This is a genomic window from Ensifer sp. Root954, assembly GCF_001429005.1.
GTDB lineage: Bacteria > Pseudomonadota > Alphaproteobacteria > Rhizobiales > Rhizobiaceae > Ensifer > Ensifer adhaerens.
The window spans coordinates 1114-25582 of sequence record NZ_LMJM01000003.1 but is presented as its reverse complement, the minus strand read 5'-3'; the positions used below and the strand labels follow the sequence as shown (position 1 = coordinate 25582).

Annotated in this window: 21 protein-coding genes; 5 read left to right on the top strand and 16 right to left on the bottom strand. The window is 60.6% G+C overall.

Features of this window, described 5'->3' with window-relative positions; all coding sequences use genetic code 11:
- The first annotated feature begins 45 nt into the window (after nucleotides 1–45).
- Together ASE71_RS04040 and ASE71_RS04035 are read left to right on the top strand one after the other, a co-directional pair.
- Nucleotides 46–927, top strand: a complete 882-nt coding sequence (locus tag ASE71_RS04040) for an alpha/beta fold hydrolase (RefSeq protein ID WP_234852822.1) — start codon at nucleotides 46–48, stop codon at nucleotides 925–927.
- Between the two features lie 30 nt (nucleotides 928–957).
- A complete protein-coding gene (locus ASE71_RS04035; protein ID WP_060519150.1) occupies nucleotides 958–2115 on the top strand; it encodes an ester cyclase in 1158 nt (385 codons plus the stop codon).
- Between the two features lie 311 nt (nucleotides 2116–2426).
- Here the strand turns inward: ASE71_RS04035 and ASE71_RS04030 are convergent, their stop codons facing one another.
- From ASE71_RS04030 to ASE71_RS03990, 9 genes are all read right to left on the bottom strand, one after another.
- Nucleotides 2427–3410: a GlxA family transcriptional regulator gene (locus ASE71_RS04030; RefSeq protein WP_082566342.1), complete on the bottom strand. Its 984-nt coding sequence runs from the start codon at nucleotides 3408–3410 to the stop codon at nucleotides 2427–2429.
- 116 nt (nucleotides 3411–3526) lie between these two features.
- Nucleotides 3527–4873, bottom strand: a complete 1347-nt coding sequence (locus tag ASE71_RS04025) for an NAD(P)/FAD-dependent oxidoreductase (RefSeq protein WP_060519155.1) — start codon at nucleotides 4871–4873, stop codon at nucleotides 3527–3529.
- Nucleotides 4874–4975: 102 nt separating this feature from the next.
- Nucleotides 4976–5887: a dihydrodipicolinate synthase family protein gene (locus tag ASE71_RS04020; protein WP_060519156.1), complete on the bottom strand. Its 912-nt coding sequence runs from the start codon at nucleotides 5885–5887 to the stop codon at nucleotides 4976–4978.
- 104 nt (nucleotides 5888–5991) lie between these two features.
- On the bottom strand, nucleotides 5992–7029 hold the full coding sequence (locus ASE71_RS04015) for a quaternary amine ABC transporter ATP-binding protein (protein ID WP_060519157.1): 1038 nt from the start codon (nucleotides 7027–7029) through the stop codon (nucleotides 5992–5994).
- Entirely contained in the window at nucleotides 7022–7909 is an 888-nt protein-coding gene (locus tag ASE71_RS04010) for an ABC transporter permease (protein WP_060519200.1), read from the bottom strand. The genes ASE71_RS04015 and ASE71_RS04010 overlap by 8 nt, the downstream gene beginning before the upstream one ends.
- Before the next feature lie 80 nt (nucleotides 7910–7989).
- Nucleotides 7990–8991, bottom strand: a complete 1002-nt coding sequence (locus ASE71_RS04005) for an ABC transporter substrate-binding protein (RefSeq protein ID WP_060519158.1) — start codon at nucleotides 8989–8991, stop codon at nucleotides 7990–7992.
- A 112-nt stretch (nucleotides 8992–9103) separates the two neighbouring features.
- Complete coding sequence (locus ASE71_RS04000) at nucleotides 9104–10450, bottom strand: NAD(P)/FAD-dependent oxidoreductase (protein WP_060519160.1); 1347 nt, start codon at nucleotides 10448–10450, stop codon at nucleotides 9104–9106.
- 3 nt (nucleotides 10451–10453) lie between these two features.
- Complete coding sequence (locus tag ASE71_RS03995) at nucleotides 10454–11338, bottom strand: dihydrodipicolinate synthase family protein (RefSeq protein WP_060519162.1); 885 nt, start codon at nucleotides 11336–11338, stop codon at nucleotides 10454–10456.
- A gap of 2 nt (nucleotides 11339–11340) precedes the next feature.
- Nucleotides 11341–12840 carry an aldehyde dehydrogenase gene (locus ASE71_RS03990; RefSeq protein ID WP_060519164.1) on the bottom strand — a complete coding sequence of 500 codons (1500 nt, stop codon included), beginning with the start codon at nucleotides 12838–12840 and terminating at the stop codon, nucleotides 11341–11343.
- A 334-nt stretch (nucleotides 12841–13174) separates the two neighbouring features.
- On the opposite strand from ASE71_RS03990, the gene ASE71_RS03985 reads away from it, so the two are divergent.
- The gene (locus tag ASE71_RS03985) at nucleotides 13175–13888 is read left to right on the top strand and encodes a GntR family transcriptional regulator (protein WP_060519166.1); all 714 of its coding nucleotides are present in this window, start codon (nucleotides 13175–13177) and stop codon (nucleotides 13886–13888) included.
- Between the two features lie 43 nt (nucleotides 13889–13931).
- Here ASE71_RS03985 and ASE71_RS03980 read toward each other — a convergent pair whose 3' ends face one another.
- The 7 genes from ASE71_RS03980 to ASE71_RS03950 all read right to left on the bottom strand — a co-directional run bounded on the left by ASE71_RS03980 (nucleotide 13932) and on the right by ASE71_RS03950 (nucleotide 21611).
- On the bottom strand, nucleotides 13932–14933 hold the full coding sequence (locus ASE71_RS03980) for an Ldh family oxidoreductase (RefSeq protein WP_060519168.1): 1002 nt from the start codon (nucleotides 14931–14933) through the stop codon (nucleotides 13932–13934).
- Between the two features lies 1 nt (nucleotide 14934).
- Nucleotides 14935–16920: an FAD-dependent oxidoreductase gene (locus ASE71_RS03975; RefSeq protein WP_060519174.1), complete on the bottom strand. Its 1986-nt coding sequence runs from the start codon at nucleotides 16918–16920 to the stop codon at nucleotides 14935–14937.
- A gap of 123 nt (nucleotides 16921–17043) precedes the next feature.
- Nucleotides 17044–18123 (bottom strand): quaternary amine ABC transporter ATP-binding protein, encoded by a 1080-nt coding sequence (locus ASE71_RS03970; protein ID WP_060519176.1) that lies wholly within the window; start codon nucleotides 18121–18123, stop codon nucleotides 17044–17046.
- A complete protein-coding gene (locus ASE71_RS03965) occupies nucleotides 18116–19003 on the bottom strand; it encodes an ABC transporter permease (protein WP_060519178.1) in 888 nt (295 codons plus the stop codon). The genes ASE71_RS03970 and ASE71_RS03965 overlap by 8 nt, the downstream gene beginning before the upstream one ends.
- A gap of 103 nt (nucleotides 19004–19106) precedes the next feature.
- On the bottom strand, nucleotides 19107–20108 hold the full coding sequence (locus ASE71_RS03960; RefSeq protein WP_060519180.1) for an ABC transporter substrate-binding protein: 1002 nt from the start codon (nucleotides 20106–20108) through the stop codon (nucleotides 19107–19109).
- Between the two features lie 65 nt (nucleotides 20109–20173).
- Complete coding sequence (locus tag ASE71_RS03955; protein WP_060519182.1) at nucleotides 20174–20974, bottom strand: pyrroline-5-carboxylate reductase family protein; 801 nt, start codon at nucleotides 20972–20974, stop codon at nucleotides 20174–20176.
- A 7-nt stretch (nucleotides 20975–20981) separates the two neighbouring features.
- The gene (locus tag ASE71_RS03950; protein ID WP_034799984.1) at nucleotides 20982–21611 is read right to left on the bottom strand and encodes a TetR/AcrR family transcriptional regulator; all 630 of its coding nucleotides are present in this window, start codon (nucleotides 21609–21611) and stop codon (nucleotides 20982–20984) included.
- A gap of 147 nt (nucleotides 21612–21758) precedes the next feature.
- On the opposite strand from ASE71_RS03950, the gene ASE71_RS03945 reads away from it, so the two are divergent.
- Both ASE71_RS03945 and ASE71_RS03940 read left to right on the top strand, forming a co-directional pair.
- Complete coding sequence (locus tag ASE71_RS03945; protein ID WP_060519184.1) at nucleotides 21759–23795, top strand: NADH:flavin oxidoreductase; 2037 nt, start codon at nucleotides 21759–21761, stop codon at nucleotides 23793–23795.
- A 2-nt stretch (nucleotides 23796–23797) separates the two neighbouring features.
- Nucleotides 23798–24403 (top strand): dimethylsulfonioproprionate lyase family protein, encoded by a 606-nt coding sequence (locus ASE71_RS03940; RefSeq protein ID WP_060519186.1) that lies wholly within the window; start codon nucleotides 23798–23800, stop codon nucleotides 24401–24403.
- The last annotated feature ends 66 nt before the right edge of the window (nucleotides 24404–24469 follow it).

The window sequence follows — 24469 nt, the reverse complement described above, 5'->3', positions numbered from 1 at the left end:
GGAATCGGAGGATTCCGCCGCCAAAAGACGCCCCGAGGCGTTCGAATGATCGAGCACAATTGCTATTGCATACGTATTCAAAATCTGCCAGTCTTTTTTCCAGAACGACTTCACAATCTCCTTTGCCGCTGTTTGCGGTGGGTGTGGAGACCCTGGAGACGACGTGACGAAGCCTTCGGACGAAGCAAGAGGACGGCTCTCCTGATGACGAATGATCCGCGCGTGCCGCTCCTGTTGCTGCCCGGTACGGCCTGCGACGAAAGGGTCTTTGCGCCGCTTATCGAAGGACTTTGCGGCTATCCGTTTTTGATCGGGGACATGAGCGGGGCACGAACGATGCCCGGCCTCGCCGAGTCCGTGCTTGAAGCTGCGCCGCCGTTCTTTCACTTGGCCGGCTTTTCGCTCGGGGGTATTTGTGCTCTCGAGATGGTGGCTCAGCAGCCTGAGCGCATCGCCACGCTGGTGCTGATAGATACGACGGCTCGCCCTGATCCTCCGGCGAATGCCGCGGTCCGCTACCAGGCTGTGGAGCAGGCGCGAAACCTTGGCATGGAAAGCTACATCCAAAACGCATGGCCGCGATTGGTTGCGCCGATCAACCTTGAGACGGCTATGCTGCGTGAAACGATCGTTGCGATGGCCCGGGATTGCGGTGTCGAACGCCTCCACGCCCAGACGGAGGTCGCAATAAATAGGCGTGACAGCCGGCCGCGACTGGCTTCCATCACTCAAGCCACACTTGTGCTTGCCGGCGCGTGCGAACAGGTTTGTCCGCTCGAGGCGCAGCAGGAAATCGCCGACGGCATTCCAGATGCGGTGCTTCACCTCATCGAGGACGCCGGCCATTTCGCACCGCTTGAAAATTCCAAAGCTGTCGCGCGCCACGTCGGACGCTGGCTGACGGCTCACTCGGGTCCCCAATCCTAAACCTCATAAGATCGAATGGAAGGAAACATCATGAGCGAGGACGATACGAAGGCGGCCAAGGTTGCGGTGCAGAACCAGCGCAAGGAGGCGGTGGAACAAGTGCTCCAGGTGGAGCGCCGTGACTATCCCGAGCTTGCCCCGACCGGGCGGCCGCGCGGGCAGTCGTTGGACGGTTTTGACGAGATCTACACCGACATCGTCGACTACATCGTTCGCTGCACGCACCGGATCTGGGATGAACGCGATATCGGCCTGATTTATACGCACTACACCCACAACTGCGTGCTCTACGGCACGCTCGGCACGATCTACAATCGCGAGGACGTGGTGCGCGACACGATCCAGCGACTGGTCTCACTGCCTGAACGACGGGGCATGGCGACGCAGGTGCTCTGGCGCGGCAACGACGTCGACGGCTTCTACACTTCGCACTTGGTCACGGGTTCGGGCCGTCACACGCAGTACGGACATTATGGTGCCCCGACCGGGCGCACCTTCGTTTCACGCACGATTGCCGACTGCATGATCCATCGCAACAAGATCTACCGCGAATGGGTGGTGGCAGATACGATGGCGATCATCAAGCAGCTCGGCCTCGACCCGCACGCTTTTGCCGAAAAGCTGGCGAAGGCGTCGTTCGAAAAGGGACTGCTGTCGCTGGACATCGGCGAGAACCGCCGGTTGCTCGGCCAGTATCCGCCAGAAGCTGAGGCCGATGTCTCGATCGCCCACAACGACATCGAGGCTCACACGCTGCGCTGGCTGCACGAGATGTTCAACGGCCGCATGTTCGGTCGAATTAGGGATGTCTACGCCCCGACTTGCCAGTACCACGGCCCGCTGATGAAGGAGCTCTATGGTGTCGCCGCCGTGACCCATCAGCACCTTGGGCTCATCGGCTCGATACCCGATGCTTCCTTTACGGCGCAACATATCTGCTCCAATCCGTGCGAAGAAGGTGGCGTCAAGGTTGCCGTTCGATGGCTGATGGAAGGCCACCATCTCGGCTATGGCATCCTGCAGGAATTGGGCGAGCCCACCGGCGCTCGCCTGCAGGTGATGGGGATGACCCACTACCACTACAAGGAAGGCAAAATCGTCGACGAATGGAATGTCTACGACGAGCTTTCACTACTTGTGCAGGTTAAGCTGGCGGAGCTCTCCCGACATTCGGTCGCAGGCGAGTAGCAAGAGACCTCGTCGGGATCGAGGCCAACTCGGTTTGTGGCGAAGTCCACCGATGGTGACCTCCCCGGGAACGCCCGCAAAGGCCCCCCGGGGCGGCTTGGGCCGCTTCTCCTAATGACAGGAGTTGCACTCCGTTCCCATTCAAGAGCTCGGAATTGCCATCCGAAGTTCCTGGGTTGGAGCGCCGATCTGCACTCCCTTCTTGATCTCGATGGTCAAGCGCCGGATTGACATCACTTTAGGTCAGCGAGCCTTGGTGCGTTGCGACGATGGCGCGGCACGAGGATTGCTGAGAGGGCGCCCTTGATGGCCTACGTCGTTTGCTGCGTTCTGAGACGGCTCGGTGTTTGTCCGTAGGCCTTCGCGAATATTCTGGAGAAGTGCCCGGCGCTCTCGAAGCCAACTTCCAGCGCGATCTCGATCAGCGACGCATTCGTCTGGGTGAGAAGATGTTTGGCGCGCTCCAGTCGAAACTTCCTGTAGGCGAGGGCAGGCGACATCTTTGTCTCTTCCATGAACAGGCGCTCAAGCTGGCGCCGAGATAGTCCGACGGAGGCTGCCAGCTCAGGGATCGAGATCGTATATTCGGTATGTTGTTCCATGATTATGAGGGCAGCGTTCAATCGGGGATCGTTGCTCTCGATCGCGAGCGGCCTTCGCGGCTGAACATGGAGATGCGTCCGTGCCTTGTCGATTTGCAGGACTTCGAGCGCATTCCGCTCGGCCTCCTTGCTGATGTGGACGCGCACGATATGGGCGGCCATGTCGGCCGCGCTGCTGCCGCCGGCACATGATCCGCGCGTTCGGTCCAGGTTGAAAAGGCGATCTGAACGAGCCTTGATATCTGGGAAACGTTCGCGAAATTTTTGATAGTGAAGCCAACTGACGCAAACATTGTGCCCCATCATCAGGCCGGCTTCAGCCAAGATGAAGGTGCCGGTACACACGCCGATCAAGGGTACCTTTTGCGCAGCCGCTTTCTTGATAAATCCGATCGTGTCGTCGTCGATCGGTTGCGCGCCGTTTAGCAAACCGCCGACCACGACGATGTAGTTGAACTGCGCTGGGTCAATGAGGCCTGATGTCGGAGCTACCTGCACACCGCAGCTTGAGGTGATGAGATGCCGTGTGTTGCCAAGCACCTGCCAGTCGGCACGGACGCGGCCGGATTTGTCGAGTTCGTCGCTTGCAAGCCGGAGCGTGTCGACGAAGAGAGCGAAGGCCGAGAGCGTGAACGACCGGGCGAGCACGAAGCCGATCTTGAGGCGGTCGGTTGCCGGTGCAGGGGATTTCATGGTCGTCATCGCATACCTACCTCGCTGCCGGTATTCTGGCTGGTTTGACCTTGTGGAGAGGCACGCTTTGAAATTTCATCCTGCCATCCCTCAAACGCGTGCCCTCAGCGGCTTTCTCATCCCTCGCGTCCAGCGCGCAATTCCTGCAAACGGATCACTGAATTTATTCCGAGCCAGGCAAATGGCTCGGGCGGGAGCCGGGTTGGGCCCCGGTGGTCCATGTATTCTTCGAGCTCCCGTGATCCCGTCCCTGTCGCAAGATCAGCGGCCATCATGCCGGCAAGGGTGCTCTTGACGGTACCAAGCCCATTTTCGCAGCAGGCGGAAAAGAGCCCATCGTCGATCTCGCCAAACGCCGGCACATGGTTGAGGCTGAGGCAAAGACGGCCTGCCCAACTGTGTTCGAACGGTACCTCCTTGAGGCCAGGAAACCTCGCATCCAGCGAGCGTCGGTGCGCTTGCGCCATTTTCGAGATGCGGTTTTGCGACAGGGCGACCGTGGTATCGTAGGTGTATTTGGTGCGGATAACGATGCGCGACTGACCATCGGTCGTGATTTTGCGCACAGTGGCTCCCATCGCATCTGCCGGGAGCAAAGCCCAACGATCCCGACCGGAAGCCTTGTGCCCGATATCGTCAGCTGGAAATGGCGCGGTCATCGAGGCGTAGGCGAAGATGTGTACCAGTCGCCTGCCGAAATGCCCGAAATCTTCCACATGGCCGTTGACCCCCAGAATGACCTTGGGAGCGCTTACTGATCCGCGTGCCGCCACCGCCGTCCAGATTCCGTTGTCGCGCCTAAGTGATGTCACGGGAGACCGCTCGAAGAAATCGACATGGTGCGACAGGCCGGCAGCGAACTGGCGCACGTATTCCGCCGGCTGGATCAGGACCGCGCCGGGGGTATAGAGGCCACCGAGGTAGTAGTTCGACCCGGTTATCTCCCGCATGTCGGAAGCGTCGAGGTACGCGTGCTTTTCGCCCGCCTGGCCGAGCGACTGGCCGAAACTCCTATTGAGCTTCATGCCGCGCGCCGTCGCGGCCGCATTGATCTTGCCGGCGGGATCAAAGGTCTCCTGCGACATTCCGTAGGCTTTCGCCGCTCGCTTGGCAAATTCGATGGCGTAACGGTTCTGGGCCATTTCTCGGCGCGTGATGTCAGCGGCCCCGCTCGAATATTCGCTCGATGACAGGTTGTGCGGAACGTCGATCATGTAGCCGGAGTTCCGGCCCGAGGTGCCCTTGCCAACTTCACTCGCCTCGAGAATGACGATCTTGTCGTCGGGATGCATTTCCAGCAGGCGGCGCGCCGCAGACAGCCCGGCAAAGCCGGCGCCGATGATCAGCCAGTCCGCGTTCACGTTACCGTCGAGACAGCGGACCGGAAACGAACGTTGACTGATTGCTTCCCAGCCGGAGATGCCGTTTTCCACGGGCAAACGTTTGACGGCGTGCGTAATCATCGGATCGTCTCGTTCATCAGGCGCAATTTGCTCGCTTCGAAGCCAACGGTGCGCCATTGAAGGCCCGCCGTGGTAACCCCGCGCTTGGCTGCGACCATCCGCTCATGCATGGCTGGTTCCCGAGCTGATTTGGGCGATGGTATGCTTCAAGGTGGCGATGATCGTTTCGAGCGCTTGTTTTTCTTCAGCGCCGAGCGGGCCGAGTGGCGCTCTGACCGGCCCAGCCGGCAGGCCGGCCAGTTCGCAGCCGTGCTTGATCGACTGCACGAATTTCCCGCATTCAAGAAAATCCATGAGCGGCAACATCGCCGTCATGATCGCTCGCCCCTTGTCGAAGTTCTTCTCGACCACGCAGGCCTCATAGAGGGCGACGTGTTCCTTCGGCAGAAAGTTGGAGCCGGCGCAGACCCAGCTCCTGGCGCCCCAGGCGAAGAACTCGAGCGCCTGATCGTCCCAGCCGCAGGAAAGCGCGATTTGAGGATACTTTCGGGCCAACAGGTGAAGATTGGCCATGTCGCCGGAACTTTCCTTGATGGCCACGACGTTTCTGGATGCGCACACGCGCGAGAAATACTCGTTCCCCATCATCACGCCCATGCGTGCCGGATAGTTATAGAGCATGATCGGGAGGTTAACTGCCTGGTCCACCGTCAAGGCGTGGATCGCGTTCTCCTCCTCCGTCGGCAATGCGTAAGGCGGTGATGATACGAGAATGGCGTCAGCGCCGATCTCTTTGGCTGCTTTGGCGAACGCCACGGAATCTTCCGTTCTCGTGGCCCCCGTCCCAACGATGAGCGGTAACCTTGAGCCGATTACGTGCTTGGCGAGGGCGGCGAGGTCGAAACGTTCCTGGGCGCTCTGGGCATAGTATTCGCCGGTCGACCCGCCGATTATGATGCCGTGAACCCGAGCCTCGATGAGAGTTTCGAGCACAGCTGCAAAACCCTTTCGGTCGATTTGCCCGTCCTGTCCGATCGGCGTGATGGCGGGGGTGTAAATACCTTCGAACTTCATGACGTAACTCCATCTATAGGGCTGGCGTTTGGACGCGCGGCTTCTGCCGCGGGCGAGGCCTGGCCCGGTTTCCTTTGTTTTCGATGAGGTGGGTCTCCCGCCACTCAGTGCGGTGTTACGACCGCCGCGGCCAGCCGTTTCAGGTCGACGACACCGACAGGCATCCCGGCAGCATCGACCACCACCAGATCCTTGGCATCCTTGTGTGCCAGGATCTTGAGGGCGGCTTCAATTGTGCTTCCCGCACTCAGCGTCGCGCCATTGACTGCGTGATCTGCATCGACCGGCGCCATGACGGCTTCGACGTGAACGACCCGGCCACGGTTCACCTCCTTGACGAAGTTGGCGATGTATTCGTCAGCGGGTCTAAGAACGATATCCTGACTGGTGCCCTGCTGGATGACCTCGCCGTCGCGCAGGACGGCGATCTGATCGCCCAATCGTAGTGCTTCGTCGAGGTCATGGGTTATGAAGACGATGGTTTTCTTGATCTCCTTTTGCAGATCGAGAAGAACCGTCTGCATGTCCATGCGGATCAAAGGGTCGAGGGCCGAATAGGCCTCGTCCATCAGCAGGACCGGCGCATCGTTGGCAAGAGCACGCGCGAGACCAACACGTTGCTGCATGCCGCCGGAGAGCTGATTGGGATATTTGCTTTCAAAGCCCTTGAGCCCCACACGCTCGATCCATCGCATGGCGATGTCGACACCTTTCGCGCGCTCGAGGCCATGAACCTCAAGGCCATAGAGCGTATTGTCGAGAACGTTGCGATGGGGGAGCAACGCAAACTTCTGGAACACCATAGCGGTCTGGTGGCGTCGGAATTCGCGCAGTTCGGCTTCGTTCATCTTGACGACGTCGGCGCCGTCAACGAGCACTTCGCCGGCCGTCGGATCGATCAAGCGGTTGATGTGCCGAATGAGTGTCGATTTGCCCGAACCCGACAGGCCCATAATCACCTGGATGCAGCCGGAGGGGATTTCGATGTTGATATCGCGAAGCCCAAGGACATGTCCGTGGCGCTCGTTGAGTTCTGTCTTCGTCAGGCCTCTTTTTACCGCATCGACATGGGTCGCGGCGTTCGGTCCGAAGATCTTGTAGAGGTGGCGGATCTTGATGCCGCCGAACTTGGTGTCAGCCATGGACGATCTCCCGATGCTTCTGCAGTCTCTCGCCATAGGCCTGACTGACCCGATCGAAAATGATAGCAATGCCGACGATCGCAAGGCCGTTGAAGATGCCAAGCGTGAAGTACTGGTTGGCAATCGCCTTCAGCACCGGCTGGCCGAGGCCCTGAACGCCGATCATCGAGGCGATGACCACCATGGCGAGCGCCATCATGATCGTCTGGTTGATGCCGGCCATGATCGTCGGCAAGGCGAGCGGCAGTTGCACGTTCTTGAGCTTTTGCCATCCCGATGACCCGAAGGCGTCGGCAGCCTCCAGCACATCCTTGTCGACGAGGCGGATGCCGAGATTGGTGAGCCGGATCATTGGCGGGATGGCGTAGATGACGACGGCAATCAGCCCCGGCACCTTGCCGATGCCAAGCAGCATGACGACCGGGATCAAATAGACGAAACTCGGCATGGTCTGCATCACGTCGAGGATCGGATTGACGATGTTCTGAAACCGATCCGAACGGGACATGACGATGCCGATCGGAATGCCGATGGCGATCGACAGCACGGTGCAGACGAAGATCATCGAGACCGTCTTCATCGTGTCGTCCCACATGTCGAAGTAGCCGATGGCCAGCAGGGTCACGAGACAACCAAACACGACCTTGAGGTTTCGGCTCGCCCCCCACGCGATTGACAGGATGATGATGAGAATGATCGGCCAGGGCGTCAGCGTCATAAAGCGCTCCGCGGCGATCAGAAAGCTTTGGAGAGGCGAAAAGAAGCCCTCTATGGCATCGCCATAGGCGCGCGTGAACGCGCGAAAACCTTCGTCGATCGCTTTCTTCAACGCGCGAAGAGCGTCATCGTCCATATGCGGAAATTTGTAGAGCCATTCCACGGCGCTCTCCTCCTCCAACAGCCAATTCCGTCTTTCAAATGACTGCGGGCGGCGGCCAAAAGGCGCCGCCCGCACACTGACTAGAGGGCCGATTTGATCTTTTCGGCCGCTTCCGGGGAGACCCACTTCGACCAGATGGCTTCGTTTTCTTCGAGGAAGTGCTTGGCGCCTTCCTCACCGCTTGCCTGATTGTCCGTCATCCACGCCATCAGCTTGTTGACGGTTTCGTTGCTCCAGGATCGCTTCTGCAGGTAGTCCATGACCTCAGGGCCAACTTTTTCCGAGAACGGCTTGGCAACCAGTGTGACGATCGTATCGATGGGCCAGGCATTCGGCTTCGGGTCCGGGCATTCCGCCACGGTGTTGCATCGCTTCCATTCGGCGGCATCGTGCGGCACGCCATAATCGAGTTTCACCATCTCGTACTTGCCAAGCAGCGCGGTCGGTGCCCAGTAGTAACCGACCCAGCCTTCCTTGCGCTCGTAGGCCTTCGCGATCGAACCATCGAGCCCGGCCGCCGAGCCGGTGTCGATCAGGTCCCAGCCGGCCTTCTGCGCTTCAAACCCCTTGTAGAATTGAGCCGTCACCACGGTGCCGCCCCAGCCCTGCGGACCGTTGAAGACCGCGCCCTTGCTTGCGTCTTCGGGATCGGGAAAGAGATCCGGATGTTTCAAAAGATCGGGAATGGTCTTGATGTCCGGATGGGCGTCGGCGAAGTACTTCGGGATCCACCAGCCTTGGACGCCGCCATCGGGTAAGGGCGATCCGACCTTGATGATCCGACCTTCATCCGTGCCTCTCTTCACGACATCGGGAAGCAGGTCAATCCAGGCTTCAGGAGCGATGTCCGGTTGCCCTTTTTCGGCCATGGAGGTGATCGTCGGCACGGTGTCACCGATGGTGATCTCGGCACTGCAACCATACCCCTCATTGAGGATGAATTTGTCGAGGTTCGACAGTACCTCGGCGCTCTGCCAGTTCATGCTGGCGATGGTTACGCTTCCGCACTCGGCGGCATGCGACGCTGACGCTCCCCCTAGCAGGCCGAACATCAAGCAGGTCGATGCAAGCAGCTTTTTCATCTCTTCCGTTCCCTTTTTTGGCGGCGTGTTTCCTCAAAGCCGGAGGGCCGCGACCACCGACTTCCGTTATCCTAGGGCCGACTGAAGCCCTCAACCGGCGGCGAAGACCGCTTTATTCACCGCCGGCGCGCCACTCTCGAAATGCGAGATTGGCTTTGGCCCCGATCGTTCGGAAAGGCTGACGTGGCAGCGCTTTTGGCGCGTCAAAGCGCGAGAAGATTTCGGCCAGACGTGACTTGACGCCAAGCAGCAATTCCGCTGCAGCGATGCCGTTCGCCGTGGCCTTCGTTGCGCCGACACCGTTGCATCCGCACGCCGCAAACATACCGGGTTCGATCTCGCCGAAAGCGGGTACCGAATTCCATGTCAGCGCCATTGCTCCCCCCCATCGAAACTCCATCGGTATGTCTGTCAAAGAGGGAAATCGTGCATGGTACTTCTGATCATGCTTGGCGCCCGCGCGCCTCAGAGTTCCTGCGCCCGCTTCAATGTTGTGGTGATAGGTATAGCGCGAGCGAACAAGGATGCGGTCGCCACCCCGGCCTTGAATGCGCCGGACAGTTGTGCCCATCGGAAGTGCCGGCGTCGCGGCCCATTTGCGCTGACCCTGCAACCGGCCTGGGTCGAACTCCCGCGTCATCGAGGCAAAGGTGAACACGTGGAGAAGCTGGCTCTTAAAGAAGCCAAAGCTCGCCGCATGGCCATTGTTCGCAAGGATGATCCGGCCTGCGCTGAGCGATCCTTGAGGTGTCTTGACGTGCCACCCGTGGCCGGTGTTTTCCAACAGTATGGCGGGGGTATTTTCATAGATCCTTGCGGGTTCGCGCAGGCTATCAGCTACGCCGCGAATATAGGCCGCCGGCTGCACCATGATGGTTCCCGGGGTAAAGAGCGCTGACGTATAGGTGTTCGTGCCCGTCACTTCGGCGATTTCGCGCGCATTGAGCAGCTGATACTTTTCGTCGAGTTTCACGAGCCCCTTGGCATAGTCGACCAGATGCTGGTCTCCCTCATCGCTGATGGCGACGCTGTAGCGTCCACACCGATCGAAGATTTCTGCCCCCCAGCCTTGTTCCTGTGCAACTGCATCGGCAAGAGCGATGGCGGTCCGGCTGATTTCGATGGCCCCGCGACTTTTGGCAGCCGAATCCCCGCCGTAATCTTCAGAAGAGACCTCATGCGGCAAGTCGATGATGAAGCCTGAATTTCGACCCGCCGCGGCCTCTCCGATAGTGCCGGCCTCAAGGACCGCGACATGAAGTGTCGGGTCGAGCTCCATGATCCTGCGTGCAGCGGAGAGACCCGCGAACCCGCCGCCGATGATGACGACGTCGGCAGTGGTGTGTCCCTCAAGCCGAGGTTTTGCCTGAGGGGGAGGGAGCATGGCCACCCACCCGGAAACGCCCGTATTCTTCGGGAGCCTCGATGCGACAAAGACCTTTTTCGAGGGGGTGCTCACGGCTCAGGCTTCCCGTTCGATCAGGCTGCCGAGAGCAGCGCGGATGGTTTCCGTTCGGTGATCAGGCAGCGTACGGAGCGGCTTGCGTGGCGCTCCGGCACCAAAGCCGGTGAGTTCGGCGGCGGCATAAACCGACTGCACGTAGTCGCCTTCCCAGATGAGCGACATCGCCGGTTCAAGCAGGGACCAAATCTGGCGCGCCTTGGCCCATTCGCCGGCGGTTGCGGCTGCGACCAGCGCGAGGGCGGTGCGCGGCGCAAAGTTGGCGCCACCCCAGATGAGACCGCTCGCTCCTGACCAGAGCGCGAAGGGGACCAGGTGGTCGGCGCCGTTCATGACCGGAAGGCCGGTACGAATGAGCGATGCCTGCTTGCCGAGATCGCCGCTCGAGTCCTTGACAGCGCAGAAGTTCGGGATCGCGCAAAGCTCCTTGAGAAGTTCAGGCGTCACGGTCACGCCGACGGCGTGCGGGACGTTGTAGCCGATGACCGGAAGGCCGGCGGCTGCCACCTCTGTGTAGAAGTCAATGATGCCTTCATCGTCCGTCGGCCCTTCAAAGAAGGGCGGCAGGACCATGACGCCGTCGACGCCGCAATCGGCCGCGAACGTCGTCCGCTCGACCACGTCGGCCGTCAGCAGAGCCGAGGTTTGGGCGATCACTTTGGCTCGGCCGTTGATGATCCTTGAGCCGCGCCGCACGAGTTCCTTCGATTCCTCCTTAGTTAGATACACATGCATGCCGGTGCCTGAACTCAACACAAAGCCGGGCACGCCGAGCGCGAGGTAGCGCTCGATATTCTGCTCGAGCTTGGCGTAGTCGATGCGGCCTTCCGCGTCGAAGGGCGTTGCGATTGCGAGGTTCAGTCCTGGAAACGGAAAGCTGGTCATGATCAGAGGTCCGCGGTTTCGTCGTCATTGAGATCGAGCCAGATGGTCTTGAGCTGGGTGTATTGGTCATGGGCGTGGACGGAATTGTCGCGCCCGCCGAAACCGGACTGCCTGTAGCCGCCGAACGGTGTGGTGATATCGCCCTCGCCGAAGGAGTTGACCGTGACGGTGCCGGCACGAAGAGCGCGGGCGGCGCGCATGGCGCGCTTGCCGTTTCCGGTGAAGACGGAGGCCGTCAGGCCGTACTCCGTCTCGTTGGCGATCGCGACCGCCTCTTTCAGGTTGTCGACCGTGATGACCGTCAGTATCGGTCCAAAGATTTCTTCCTTCGCATGCCGGGCGGCGTTACTTTCGACCTCGACGATGGTCGGGTGAACGAAGCGGCCCTTGCTGGTTTCGCCGCCGTGAAGAACCTTCACTCCATCGCCGAGGTAGCTTGCAACTTTCCGGTAGTGCGCCTCGGAGACGAGGGGGCCGACACGGTTGTCGGGATCCAGCGGATCACCGACGTGCCAGTTCTTCACCTCGGAGACGATCTTGTCGAGCAGCTTACCCTTGATGGCAGAGTGGACGATCAGTCGAGAAATGGCCGAACAATTCTCGCCCATGTTCCAGTAGGCGCCGTTGACGATATGAGCGGCCACCGCGTCCAGGTCGTCGGCGTCGTCCATGACGATAGAGGGGTTCTTTCCGCCCATCTCGAGGACGACTTCCTTGAGGTTGGACTCGGAGGAATATTTGAGGAAGCGGCGGCCGGTTTCGGTCGAACCCGTGAACGATACGGCATCGACATCCATGTGCCGGCCGATCGGCTCGCCGACCTGCGAGCCGGAGCCTGTCACCACGTTGAAGACGCCGGCCGGAATGCCGGCCTCGAGCGCCAGTTCAGCCACCCGAAGCGCCGTCAGCGACGTCTCGGCCGCCGGTTTGACCACCAGGCTGCAGCCGGCGGCAAGCGCTGGACCGATCTTCCAGGCGAGCATGAGGAGTGGGAAGTTCCACGGCAGAACCAGCCCGACAACACCCACGGGCTCGCGAACGACAAGCGCGATGTGGTCGTTCGAGGCCGGCGAGACCTGATCGTAGATCTTGTCGATCGCTTCCGCATGCCAGCGCAGGCAGTTGACGGTCTCGGGCACGTCGACAGTCTGGCAATCGAGGATCGTCTTGCCGCTGTCCAGGCTCTCCATGACGGAGAGCTCGACTAGATTGTCCTCGATGAGCTGGGCAAGGCGAAGAAGTACCTGCTTGCGGGCGGCTGGGTGCTGCTTCGCCCAGCCGCCGTCGGCGAACGACTGCCGCGCACTTGCGACGGCTGCGTCGACGTCCTCGGGGCCGCAGGCGGGCAAGTCCGCGAGTTTCTCTCCTGTGGCAGGATTGGTCGTCGCAAACGTGCGTCCAGATCTCGCCTCGACCGAGCGGCCGTCGATGATAGCCTTTGAAGGGAGGGTCAGTTTCGACGCGATTTTCTCGTACTGCGCCCTGGTCAGAAGTTCCGTCATTCGTCTGCTCCCATCAATTCGAAGATCATACGCAGCGCTCGACCTGGCTCGACGCTCCTGTCGGCTGTCTCGTTTCGTCTGCATAATACAATAGATAGACATTTGATCTACTGTCAATAGACACGTGAAGCCGCGGCGGCGCCGCTTGCGGAGCGAGCGGTGATAACCGAACATGCGATAAGGATTGGAGCGCGCGGGCAGCCGGCCGGACCTTGCGCATCTTCTGAAGAGCGGGCAAAAGGAGCCATGTGGTCACAGGGCAGAGTCGCCGAAAATCGAAATACGTTGACCGGTCTACCTTTTGTAGACAAGATACGCTCAAAAGGAGTTTATCATGGCGCACAATCAAAGCTCACCTGAAGCAGGCGTTGGCCCGGATCGAAAGGCTGCGCTGAACCACACCTTGCGCCACCGTATCCTGACAATGCAGATAGCGCCGGGATCGGTTCTGGACGAAGTGGCGTTGAGCGAGGAATTTGGACTGTCCCGCCCTCCGGTGCGCGAAGCGATGCGGCAGCTCGCGGGGGAAGGGTTCATCGAACTTGAGGCGAACCGGCCGGCTCGCGTGACCTCAATGAGCTACCAATCCCTTCGTGATTTCTTTTTGATCGCCCCGATGATCTATGTCGCGGCCACGCGGCTGGCCGCCGAACATGCGTCGAAGGCAGATATCGCGGGCCTGCGTGAGATACAGGACAGCTTTCGCGACGCGGTTCACAGCAATGACGTCGACGGGCGCGTCTTCTACAATGACAAATTTCACCTTCGGGTCGGCGAGATCGCGAACAATGCGTACGTGCTTCCGAGCCTTCGCCGGCTGCTGATCGATCATGCGCGTATCGGCAAGATTTTCTACAGGCCGAGCAACGCGCGCATGTTGGAGGAGCTGCACGAGGCGTCGCGCCAGCACGACGAAATCATCGATGCAATAGCGAACCACGATCCTGACCGGGCGGAGGCGTTGATCCGCGCACACCTCGATCTATCGCGCAAGAACATGGCGATGTATGCCGCCCCGGAAGGGATGGCGATATCTCTTGGTGTGTAACATATCCGGGCCTCCGGTGTTCTTACGGTAGCCCGCCGGACGATTAATGCTCATTCGACGCGAAACGATCGATGGCGTCGAAGACAGCGCGGGACATGCGCAATGGTTGCTCCGGCGAGCCAGGTGGCCTGCCGCTGACGCCCGGGACGTGAACGCCGAGCTTCTCCAGCCGCCGGATTTGGTCGTGTGCGCGGGCGATGTGGTCGCTCCCTTCCGGGCCCGGCATCATCGCAAACACCGTCAGCCCGACAGCGGGAGAGGTTTCACCCGTTCTGAAGCTTGGCGTGTCCAGAGACCAGGAACCGCCGGAAAGACCGGCCGACAGCATTTCGACGAGGAGCGCGACGTTCGCACCCTTGCGGCCACCGAAGGGTAGCAGCGCGCCTAAGAGTGCCTTTTCGGCGTCCCGGGTATCGGCGCCTTCGTTGTCGACCGCCCATCCTTCCGGGATTTCTCGCCCCTCGGCGGCGGCGGCGGCAATGTTGACGTAGGCAGTCGCGCTTGACGATTGGTCGACGATGAGTGGCGGCGCGTTGGCGCCGAGCGGAAATCCGAAGGCGATGGGGTTCGTGCTGTAGACAGCCGGTCCTCCTGCCTTCGCTACGACCATGGCATTCGCGTTGGTCGCCGCAAGACCGCCCAGGCCTTCCAGCGCGAGCCTGCGCACGTAGTAACCGAGCTCGCCCGTTGTATAGCTGTTCTTTTGGGTGAAGAGCGCGATCCCGAAGTTGCGGGCAGCATCCACGAAATCGCGGAAGGCAAGGTCGAAACCGAGCTGCGCGATGCCTCGGTCGGCATCGCAGGTGATGTGAGCGGGGAAGGGGCGCGTGGCGGCCGGCGTGGGATCGCAATTGATGCGCCCCTCGCGAAAACTGTTCAGATAATCGACGAGGTGCGGAAACCCGACCGCGCTCGGGCCGAAGCGGGCGGCCGACACTGTTGCGTCCACGAGCGATCGGGCGCTCGCCGGATTGGCGCCGGCACCAAGGCAAGCTCTCATCGCCAGATCTTCTGCTTGCCTCTGGTTGAGTTCGACCTCTTCCATCTCAGATCTCCAGTCCCGCTTTCCTACCCTCATAAAACGCATAGGGTGCCTGCCGCGGTGCGGCGCAATCGCCGATCTGGCGCGTAGCGATACCGCGTTCGGCGAGCCCCGGCATCAGCCAGTCGGCCGGGGCATTCGTGGTGGCCGTCACCAAGGCATCCGCGTCGATGAAGCGACACTCTCCCGTGGTGTGGTCGACGATGGTCGCGCCGTTGCCGTGCCATTCGATGACGCTGGCTTCGACGATCCATGTGACGCCGAGTTTCCTGAGCGCCTGCCGCATCGGAACGTCGGCTGCGGTTCGCTGCAGCTCCTTGCCGACGAACGGGTCGGGCGTCAGGAGCGCCACCTCGTGGCCCTCCTCGGCGAGCTTCCAGGCGGTGCCGCAGCCGCGCCAGCCGCCGCCTTCATCCAAAAGCAGAACGCGCTTGCCCGGCCTTGCCTGCCGCGCCATGACGGCTTCGACTGTGAAGACGTTACCCTTCGCCAGGCCCGGCATCGCCTCGACCGCCGGCAGCGCTTTCTGGAACACCGTCTCCGGCGAATAGGAGCCGGTGGCGACGATGACACGCCCGAACTCGGAAGGATCGATGTCCTCGGCCTCGACATAGGAGTTGAGGCGAACCTCTACACCGAGTTTTTCGAGCTGGCGCTCATACCAGGCGATGAGATCGAGGATCTGGGCCCTTCGTGGCTGCATGCCTGCGAGCAGGAAGTTACCGCCGAGCCGGTTCGACGCCTCGGCGAGCGCGACTTCGTGGCCACGCTCGGCGGCCACCCGGGCGGCCTCCAGTCCGGCTGGGCCGCCACCGATGACCAGCACGCGCTGGGGATCGCTGGTCTTCAAAAAGCGGTCGCCGTTCCATTCGGCCTCGCGGCCGACGGACGGGTTGATCAGACAGCTGATCCAGTAGTCGCGCGACCGGCGTCCCCAGCACATCTGATTGCACGAGATGCAGCCGCGAATGTCCTCCGGGCGATCTTCGGCCGCCTTCGTTGCAAGATGCGGATCAGCGATCTGCCCGCGCACGATCGAAACGAGGTCGGCTGCTCCCTGGCTGAGCACCGATTCGGCGTTTTCGGGGGTGCGGATGTGGCTTTCGGCGATCACAAGCGCGTTCTTGACGACACTCCGCAGGACTGAAGCGAGATCGGCGCCAAGTTTCTCCGGATAGAGGAACGTCGGCATCAGCTTGTAGAAATCGAGGTAGCCGCCAGAGCCGCAGGTGACATAATCGATAAGGCCCAGTTCGTCGTGCAGGCGGATGATTTCGGCAAGCTCGTCGCGTTGAAGCGCAACCTTCACGTCCGGTTCGTCACTGACGGCAAGGCCGACAATGAAATCCGGCCCGCAGACGTCCCTGATCCGCGTCAGGATTTCCCGAGACATCCGCGTGCGGTTTTCAAGCGAACCGCCCCACTGATCGTCGCGCCGATTGCACCATGGCGTCCAGAATTGGTCGACCAAACCGAGATAGGCAGCCCATACTTCGACGCCGTCAAAGCCGGCGTCCCGACAGCGACGTGCCGCCGCAACGAAGCCATCGATCGTTTCCAGGATTTCCGCTTCGGTCATCGGATGCGAGCCGTCGCTGTCATGATAGCTCGGCCCGCCCGAAGGCGACCAATGCGGATGGAACGAATTGTCGGAATCCCCATGCGCTCCGACGTGATAGAGCTGCTGGATCGCTATGGCTCCATGCCCTTTGATCGCCTCGACCACCTTCTTGAAATGGGGGATGACACTGTCATCGGAGTGGCGAAAATTGCCGCGAGTTAAAACGGCTGCGGCATGGACGGGCATGGGTTCGACGACGATCATCGCGGCGCCGCCGATCGCTCGTTCCCGGTAATAGGCGGTATGTCGTTCGGTCGGCAGACCCTCGACCGCCATGTTCGCCGAGTGCGCGCCGAACACGATCCTGTTCTTCAGCGTGTGGGACCGCAGTTTGAGAGGGGAAAACAGCCGAGGAAATTTCTTGGACATGGCGCAACTCCTGGCGGGGAGGGGATCGGGACTGGAATGGAATGAGGGAGGAGCCACCCTTGGCGCTTTTCCGGGCGGAGGACCGGCCGCCCGGAGGAATGGCATTCGCCGGCCGATCCGCGCTTACGCCGCGTTGGCCGCGATTGCCATTGCGCGATCGTTCGTCTCGTGCGCATTGACCATGGCGCCCGCGAGCTGGCGGAAGGTGACAGTGCCGAGAGGCATTCCGGACGGATCGACGACGGTGATATCACCTTCGGGTGCAGAGGCGAGCGTACGGACCGCTTCTTCGATTGTGAGATCGGCGGCAATCCGTTGCCCACTGTCGGCTGCAGTTGCGCTAAGCGGTGCCATGATCGCCTCCACATGGACAACGCGGCCCCGGTTCACCTCCTTGACGAAATTGGCGACATAGTCGTCGGCAGGCCTCAGCACGATATCCTGGCTCGTGCCCTGCTGGATGACCTCGCCGTCGCGCAAAATGGCAATCTGGTCACCGAGCCTCAGCGCTTCGTCGAGGTCGTGGGTGATGAAGACGATCGTCTTTTTAATCTCCTTCTGCAGGTCCAGAAGCACCGTCTGCATGTCCGTGCGGATGAGAGGATCGAGGGCTGAATAGGCCTCATCCATCAAAAGCACCGGTGCGTCGTTGGCAAGCGCGCGGGCGAGCCCGACGCGCTGCTGCATGCCGCCGGAGAGCTGATTGGGATACTTGTGCTCGAAGCCCTTAAGTCCAACCCGTTCCAGCCAGCGCATGGAAGTATCGATGCTTTGTGCGCGCGCTACGCCCTGGATTTCAAGGCCGAAGATCGTGTTGTCGAGCACGCTTCGATGCGGAAGCAGCGCGAACTTCTGGAACACCATGGCGGTCTGGTGGCGGCGGAACTCGCGCAGTTCCGCCTCTGGCATCTTCACCACATCGACGCCGTCGACGAGAACTTCGCCGGCCGTCGGATCGATCAGCCGGTTGATATGCCGGATGAGCGTCGACTTGCCCGAGCCGGAAAGCCCCATGATCACCTGGATCGAGCCCGACGGCATCTCGATGTTGATGTCGCGAAGGCCGAGCACGTGCCCGTGACGCTCGTTCAGTTCGGTCTTGGTGAGGCCGTTCCTAACCGCCTCGACATGAGCCCGGGCATTCGGTCCGAAGATCTTATAGAGATGGCGGATTGCGATGCCGCCGAAAGCGTGCTCAGCCATGGACCACCTCCCGGTGCTTCTGCAATCGTTCGCCATAGGCCTGGCTGACCCGGTCGAACATGATGGCGATGCCGACGATCGCAAGACCATTGAAGATACCGAGCGTGAAGTACTGGTTGGCGATCGCCTTCAGTACGGGTTGGCCAAGACCCTGAACACCGATCATCGAGGCGATGACGACCATGGCAAGCGCCATCATGATCGTCTGGTTGATCCCTGCCATGATGGTCGGAAGCGCAAGCGGGAGCTGCACCTTGAAGAGCTTCTGCCGGTTGTCGGCGCCGAAGGCATCGGCCGCCTCCAGTACGTCCTTGTCGACCAGGCGAATGCCGAGATTGGTGAGCCGGATCATCGGCGGGATCGCGTAGATGACGACGGCGATCAGGCCCGGCACCTTGCCAATGCCGAGCAGCATGACGACGGGGATCAGGTAGACGAAGCTTGGCATGGTCTGCATGACGTCGAGCACCGGGTTGACGACCCGCTGGACCCTGTCGGAGCGCGACATGAGAATGCCGATCGGCAGGCCGATCGCGATCGACAGGATCGTGCAGACGAAGATCATCGAGATCGTCCGCATCGTATCGTCCCACATGTCGAAGTAGCCGATGAGCAACAGCGTCACGAGACAGCCGGCGGCGATGCGAATGCTTCTGGTCGCTGACCAGGCGATGGCGAGGATGAGGAGCGTGATGATCGGCCAGGGCGTCTTGGTCATGAACCGTTCAGAAGCGATTAGAAAATGCTGGAGCGGCGCGAAGAAGCCCTCGATCAGATCACCGTAGTTTCGGGTAAAGCCGCGAAACGTTTCGTCGATGACTTTCTTGAGGTTTCGAAGCGCGTTGTCGTCCATGCTGGGAAATTGATAAAACCAGTCCATTCGGTTCCCCTTCTCGAAAGAGCCGATGCGTTCTTGTTGTTATGTCGGCGAGAACGGTGCGATATGCTGAAGGCACACCGCACCGGGTTTTCGGCCGTGCTGACTACAGCGCAGCCTCGATCTTGGCGGCGGCCTCTGGGGAGACCCACTTCTTCCAGATATCCGGGTTTTCTTCGAGGAAGTGCTTTGCACCTTCCTCGCCGCTCGCCTGGTTGTCGGTCATCCAGGCCATCAACTTGGCGATTGTCTCGTTGCTCCAGGAGCGCTTGTTGAGGTACTCCATGACCTCGGGGCCAGCTTTTTCGGAAAAGGGCTTGGCGACAAGTGTCACGATCGTATCGACCGGCCAGGCGCTCGGCTTCGGGTCAGTGCATTCGGCAACCGTAATGCAACGCTTCCACTCGGCTGCGTCATAGGGGACGCCTGCCTCAAGCTGCACCATCTCGTATTTGCCAAGCAGGGCGGTCGGTGCCCAGTAATAGCCGACCCAGCCTTCCTTGCGCTCATAGGCCTTGGCAATCGAGCCGTCGAGGCCTGCTGCCGAGCCGGTGTCGACCAGCGTCCAGCCGGCCTTCTCTGCTTCGAAGGCCTTGTAGAGCTGTGCGGTCACGACCGTTCCACCCCAACCCTGTGGACCATTGAAGATCGCGCCCTTGCTCGGGTCTTCAGGATCCTTGATGAGGTCGGGATGCTTCAGGAGATCGGGAATACTCTTGATGTCTGGATGGGCATCGGCGAAATACTTCGGGATCCACCAGCCCTGAACGCCGCCATCGGGCAGCGGAGACCCGACCTTTACGATACGGCCTTCTTCGGTTCCCTTCTTGACCACGTCGGGAAGCAGATCGATCCAGGCCTCGGGCGCGATATCCGGCTCGCCTTTTTCCGCCATGGAGGTGATCGTCGGTACGGTATCGCCGATGGTGATTTCGGCGCTGCAGCCGTAACCTTCATTGAGGATGATCTTGTCGAGATTGGAAATGACCTCGGCACTTTGCCAGTTCATGCTGGCGATGGTGACGCTGCCGCAGTCTGCCGCGCTGGCGAGCGACGAACCGGCGACGGTCCCAAGGAACAGGCATGTCGATGCTAGCAAGCTTTTCATTATCGTTCCCTCTTTTGGCGGCTTTTCTTCTGAGGCGGGGCGCCGCGGACCCCGTCTCAACGACGCTAGGAGGCTTCTCCCATGCGAACCGATTTCCTGAACGCAGCCCTCAATCCGCGTGAGACGGCGGTATCGAATCCGGCCGCGCGCATCTCCTCGATCGCGGCCGCGGTGGTGCCGCGATAGTCGAGGAAGGTCTGGACAATGTCGGTCGGACAGTCGTCACGCTGCTCAAGCAGCCGACCGGCACCCGTGATAAGGGTATTGACTGCACGCTTGGCGATCTCGGGAGCCAGTCCTTGCGAGACGGCGTCTGCCATCATCGCTTCGGCGAGCAGCGCCGGAAAGGCAGGCCCGGATCCGGTGAGGCCGGTCAGATAGTCGATTTCCGCTTCTGAATGCACTTCATCCTGAGAACCGCAAGCATCGAAGATCGCCCTTATGATGTCTCGATCGTCGTTCTGCAGCCCGGCGGCTGCGACCCACGGCGTATAGGACTTGCGGACTTCGGCCGCCGCATTTGGCAGGGTACGGACCACGCGGTCCGTCCGATGATGCTCAACAAGGGCGCTGAGGCGGATGCCCGCCATGACGGAGATGACAAGCTTGCCCTCGGCAACAACGTTCAGGCTGAGCCAGTCGGCCGGACGGACGGAGAGAACGATGACGTCCGAGCGGTCGGCAAGTGCCTGATTGTCCGATGTCCAGAAGGAGCGGTTGAAACGGTCGGGGCGCTCGCTGCGATAGGAGAGCGACAGGTTCTGAGGCTCGACGATGCCGGCGTCGAGAATGGCGTCGGCGATTGCTCCGCCCAGCCATCCCGCACCACCAATTACGCCAACCCTCAAAGGCCCGCCCGTTTCCATGCTTCTCTCACTCTGGTTTGTAGCCATGCCGGGCGAAGAAGCGATCGAGCTCCCTCTGCTGTGGTGTTTGTCCGGTGTAAATCGCGATGTATTCCGGAATGCGCTTCATGCGGAGCGCAAGATCTTCCTTGGACTGCATCGAGATGTATCCAATCTGGACCAGGTAGGTCGTTCGTGCGCGAACGTCCGCCGGTCCCGCGTCATATCCGAACCGCATGAACATGCGGCCCAGCGCCTCCATTCTCGCCTGATCGGCCTCATGGACTTCGGCCTGTATCTCGGGCGATTGCAGCGCCCAGCTGCGAACGGCGAACTCGAACTGGGAGTCGAACAGTTCCTTGTTCACCCAGCAGTCGAAAACGTTCAGCATCGCCTCGGCCAAGGACTCCGCATAGGCTTCGGACTGTTTGACCAGATTGCCGGTATTCTTCTCCCTCCAGCGCGCGACGAGGGCACTCAGCAGTTCCTCCCGGTCCTTGAAGAACCAATAGAAGCTGGTCCGGGAAAGATTGAGCCGTTTGGCCAACGGCAGGATCTTCACCGAGTCCACGCCCGACTCGAGCAGGGAGTCATAGGCGGCCTCGAGCCATCCCTCCTGAGAACCGCGCCAGCCAGTGTCAGTCATCGCCTGTTCCATGATTGCCTCCTAACAAATCCAAACGGCCGTTTCAAGCAAAATGTACATATGTGTCGAATATCTGAACCACGGTGTTTTTGATTATTGACACCTATGTACATTTCCGCTTACCGTTGCGATAAATTCCCATAAACCGGAGCCCGTCGCATGTCGAACGATCCCCTGCTTCAGCCGTTTCAGTTGAAGCATTTGACCCTGCGCAACCGCATCATTGTTACGTCTCACGAGCCTGCCTATCCCGAAGACGGCATGCCGAAGGACCGCTACCGCGCCTATACCGTTGAGCGGGCCAAGGGCGGGGTGGCGCTGACGATGACCGCCGGCTCGGCGGCAGTGTCCAAGGACAGCCCTCCGGTCTTCAACAACCTGCTCGCATACAAGGACGAGATCGTGCCTTGGATCCGGCAAATGACCGACGCCGTGCATGAAGAGGGGGCTGCGATCATGATCCAGCTCACGCACCTCGGCAGGCGTACCCGCTGGGACAAGGGCGATTGGCTCCCGGTCGTTGCACCCTCACATCATCGCGAGGCAGCGCACCGAGCCTTTCCCAAGAAGCTCGAAGACTGGGACATCGAGCGCATTATCAAGGACTTTGCGGACGCCGCCGAACGGATGAAGGCGGGCGGTATGGATGGTGTCGAGCTGGAAGCCTACGGGCATCTTATTGACCAGTTCACCTCGCCGCTCACCAACGAACTCGACGGTCCTTATGGAGGTTCGCTCGATAACCGCCTGCGCTTTTGTTTCGACGTCTTCAGGGCCATGCGCGAAAGGGTCGGCAACGACTTTATCCTTGGCGTTCGCTATACGGCAGACGAATGTCTTCCCGGCGGGACAGGAAAGGCCGAAGGCCTGGAGATTTCCCGTCGTCTCAAGGAAAGCGGCCTCATCGATTATCTGAATGTCATCCGCGGTCATATCGATACGGATCCGGGCCTCACAGATGTCATCCCGATTCAGGGGATGGCGAGCGCACCACATCTGGATTTTGCCGGCGATGTGCGCGCGGCAACCAAGTTTCCAACCTTCCATGCCGCCAAGATCCAGGACGTGGCGACGGCCCGTCATGCAATCGCTGCCGGCAAGGTCGACATGATCGGCATGACCCGCGCCCACATGACCGACCCGCATATCGTGCGGAAGATCATGGAAAAGCGCGAGGATGATATTCGCCCCTGCGTCGGCGCCAACTACTGTCTCGACCGCATCTATCAAGGTGGCATGGCTTTCTGCATTCACAATGCGGCGACCGGTCGCGAAGAAACGATGCCGCATCGGATCCCGAAGGCTGCCGTTCGCAAGAAGGTCGTCATCGTCGGTGCCGGTCCGGCCGGCCTTGAGGCTGCTCGCGTCTCGGCGGAACGGGGTCATGAGGTCGTTGTTTTGGAGGCCGCGAACAATCCGGGCGGTCAAATCCGCCTGACGGCCCAGAGCGAGCGCCGGCGGGAAATGATCGGCATTATCGACTGGCGCATGAGCCAGTGCGAAAAGCTCGGCGTCACCTTCCGGTTCAATACCTGGGCCGAGGCTGAGACGGTACTCACCGAAAAGCCCGATGTCGTCATTATCGCTACCGGTGGATTGCCGCACACAGAGGTGCTGTCGAAGGGCAACGAACTCGTCGTTTCCTCCTGGGACATCATCTCCGGTGATGTGAAGCCTGGAACCAACGTGCTCATCTTCGACGACGCCGGCGACCATGCGGGCCTCCAGGCTGCCGAGTTCCTCGCCAAGGGCGGTGCCAAGGTGGAAATCATGACACCGGACCGCTCCTTCGCGCCCGAAGTCATGGCGATGAACCTCGTTCCTTACATGCGCTCGCTGCAGAAACTCGACGTCACCTTCACAGTCACGTACCGGCTGGAGTCGGTTGAAAAGAGTGGCAACCAGATCATCGCCCATGTTGGCAGTGACTATGGCGGCGTTGCCAAGCAGCAGGCCTTCGACCAGATCGTCGTCAACCACGGAACCATCCCGCTGGACGACCTCTATTTCGAATTGAAGCCTGGCTCGCGGAACCTTGGCGAAGTCTCCTACGACGAGCTTATTGCCGGCACGCCGCAGTCCGTCGAACGCAACCCGGAGGGCGCCTATCAACTCTTCCGGATCGGCGATGCCGTTGCGGCCCGCAATACACATGCGGCCATCTACGATGCGCTGCGTCTTGCCAAGGACATCTGAGAATGGCGCGGTTTGACGCCTTGCAAGCGTTTCTGGACGCGGCCTTTGTCACGTTCAACCAGTTTTCACAGGATCTGAGGGCGCGCCAGTCACTCATGCAGATTTTTGCCCAGCTTGAAGCGCCGCAACCGCAACGTCTGGACATCGGCAAGCGCCTCCCGGTCTGCAGCCAACATCTCGACAGTGTGCTGGCTGCAGAAACCGGCCGATCGTCCCTGGATACGCTAATCAGACGCTTCTCGGACCTTGAGCCGATGCTCGAATGGAAGTGGCGCGCGGTCTACGACCATACGGCCAGCGAAAATTTCTTGATGAGCCACGCCAATGCGATGATCGCCGGACCGGGCGGCCTGGAGGACCGGAGGGACCTCTGGCTCGGCGCGACGCTGATGGCGCCGTATGTGCGTTATCCCGACCACGACCACGCCCCGGAAGAGACGTACCTCGTCCTGTCGGAAGGCGAGTTTCAGCATGGCGATTCCGAATGGTTCTCACCCGGGATCGGAGGTTCCTTCTACAATCCGCCTGGCGTCAAACACGCCATGCGGTCGGGTGAAAAACCGCTGTTTGCATTCTGGGCATTGTTGCCTGATCGACCGAGGCACTGACGAAAGGGCGTTCGGCCGAGACCGAGCGCGGGAGAAAGGTTTGCCATGAAAATACTTGTGACGGTG

What these genes read in the sequence shown, in the direction of transcription:
- ASE71_RS03970 (WP_060519176.1), bottom strand. Translation starts at nt 18,123, where the DNA reads ATGGCTGAGCACGCTTTCGGCGGCATCGCAATCCGCCATCTCTATAAG.
- ASE71_RS03945 (WP_060519184.1), top strand. Translation starts at nt 21,759, where the DNA reads ATGTCGAACGATCCCCTGCTTCAGCCGTTTCAGTTGAAGCATTTGACC.
- ASE71_RS04030 (WP_082566342.1), bottom strand. Translation starts at nt 3,410, where the DNA reads ATGAAATCCCCTGCACCGGCAACCGACCGCCTCAAGATCGGCTTCGTG.
- ASE71_RS03980 (WP_060519168.1), bottom strand. Translation starts at nt 14,933, where the DNA reads ATGGAAGAGGTCGAACTCAACCAGAGGCAAGCAGAAGATCTGGCGATG.
- ASE71_RS04015 (WP_060519157.1), bottom strand. Translation starts at nt 7,029, where the DNA reads ATGGCTGACACCAAGTTCGGCGGCATCAAGATCCGCCACCTCTACAAG.
- ASE71_RS03940 (WP_060519186.1), top strand. Translation starts at nt 23,798, where the DNA reads ATGGCGCGGTTTGACGCCTTGCAAGCGTTTCTGGACGCGGCCTTTGTC.
- ASE71_RS04020 (WP_060519156.1), bottom strand. Translation starts at nt 5,887, where the DNA reads ATGAAGTTCGAAGGTATTTACACCCCCGCCATCACGCCGATCGGACAG.
- ASE71_RS04035 (WP_060519150.1), top strand. Translation starts at nt 958, where the DNA reads ATGAGCGAGGACGATACGAAGGCGGCCAAGGTTGCGGTGCAGAACCAG.
- ASE71_RS04040 (WP_234852822.1), top strand. Translation starts at nt 46, where the DNA reads ATGATCGAGCACAATTGCTATTGCATACGTATTCAAAATCTGCCAGTC.
- ASE71_RS03975 (WP_060519174.1), bottom strand. Translation starts at nt 16,920, where the DNA reads ATGTCCAAGAAATTTCCTCGGCTGTTTTCCCCTCTCAAACTGCGGTCC.
- ASE71_RS03995 (WP_060519162.1), bottom strand. Translation starts at nt 11,338, where the DNA reads ATGACCAGCTTTCCGTTTCCAGGACTGAACCTCGCAATCGCAACGCCC.
- ASE71_RS03950 (WP_034799984.1), bottom strand. Translation starts at nt 21,611, where the DNA reads ATGGAACAGGCGATGACTGACACTGGCTGGCGCGGTTCTCAGGAGGGA.
- ASE71_RS03985 (WP_060519166.1), top strand. Translation starts at nt 13,175, where the DNA reads ATGGCGCACAATCAAAGCTCACCTGAAGCAGGCGTTGGCCCGGATCGA.
- ASE71_RS04025 (WP_060519155.1), bottom strand. Translation starts at nt 4,873, where the DNA reads ATGATTACGCACGCCGTCAAACGTTTGCCCGTGGAAAACGGCATCTCC.
- ASE71_RS03965 (WP_060519178.1), bottom strand. Translation starts at nt 19,003, where the DNA reads ATGGACTGGTTTTATCAATTTCCCAGCATGGACGACAACGCGCTTCGA.
- ASE71_RS03990 (WP_060519164.1), bottom strand. Translation starts at nt 12,840, where the DNA reads ATGACGGAACTTCTGACCAGGGCGCAGTACGAGAAAATCGCGTCGAAA.
- ASE71_RS03960 (WP_060519180.1), bottom strand. Translation starts at nt 20,108, where the DNA reads ATGAAAAGCTTGCTAGCATCGACATGCCTGTTCCTTGGGACCGTCGCC.
- ASE71_RS03955 (WP_060519182.1), bottom strand. Translation starts at nt 20,974, where the DNA reads ATGGAAACGGGCGGGCCTTTGAGGGTTGGCGTAATTGGTGGTGCGGGA.
- ASE71_RS04005 (WP_060519158.1), bottom strand. Translation starts at nt 8,991, where the DNA reads ATGAAAAAGCTGCTTGCATCGACCTGCTTGATGTTCGGCCTGCTAGGG.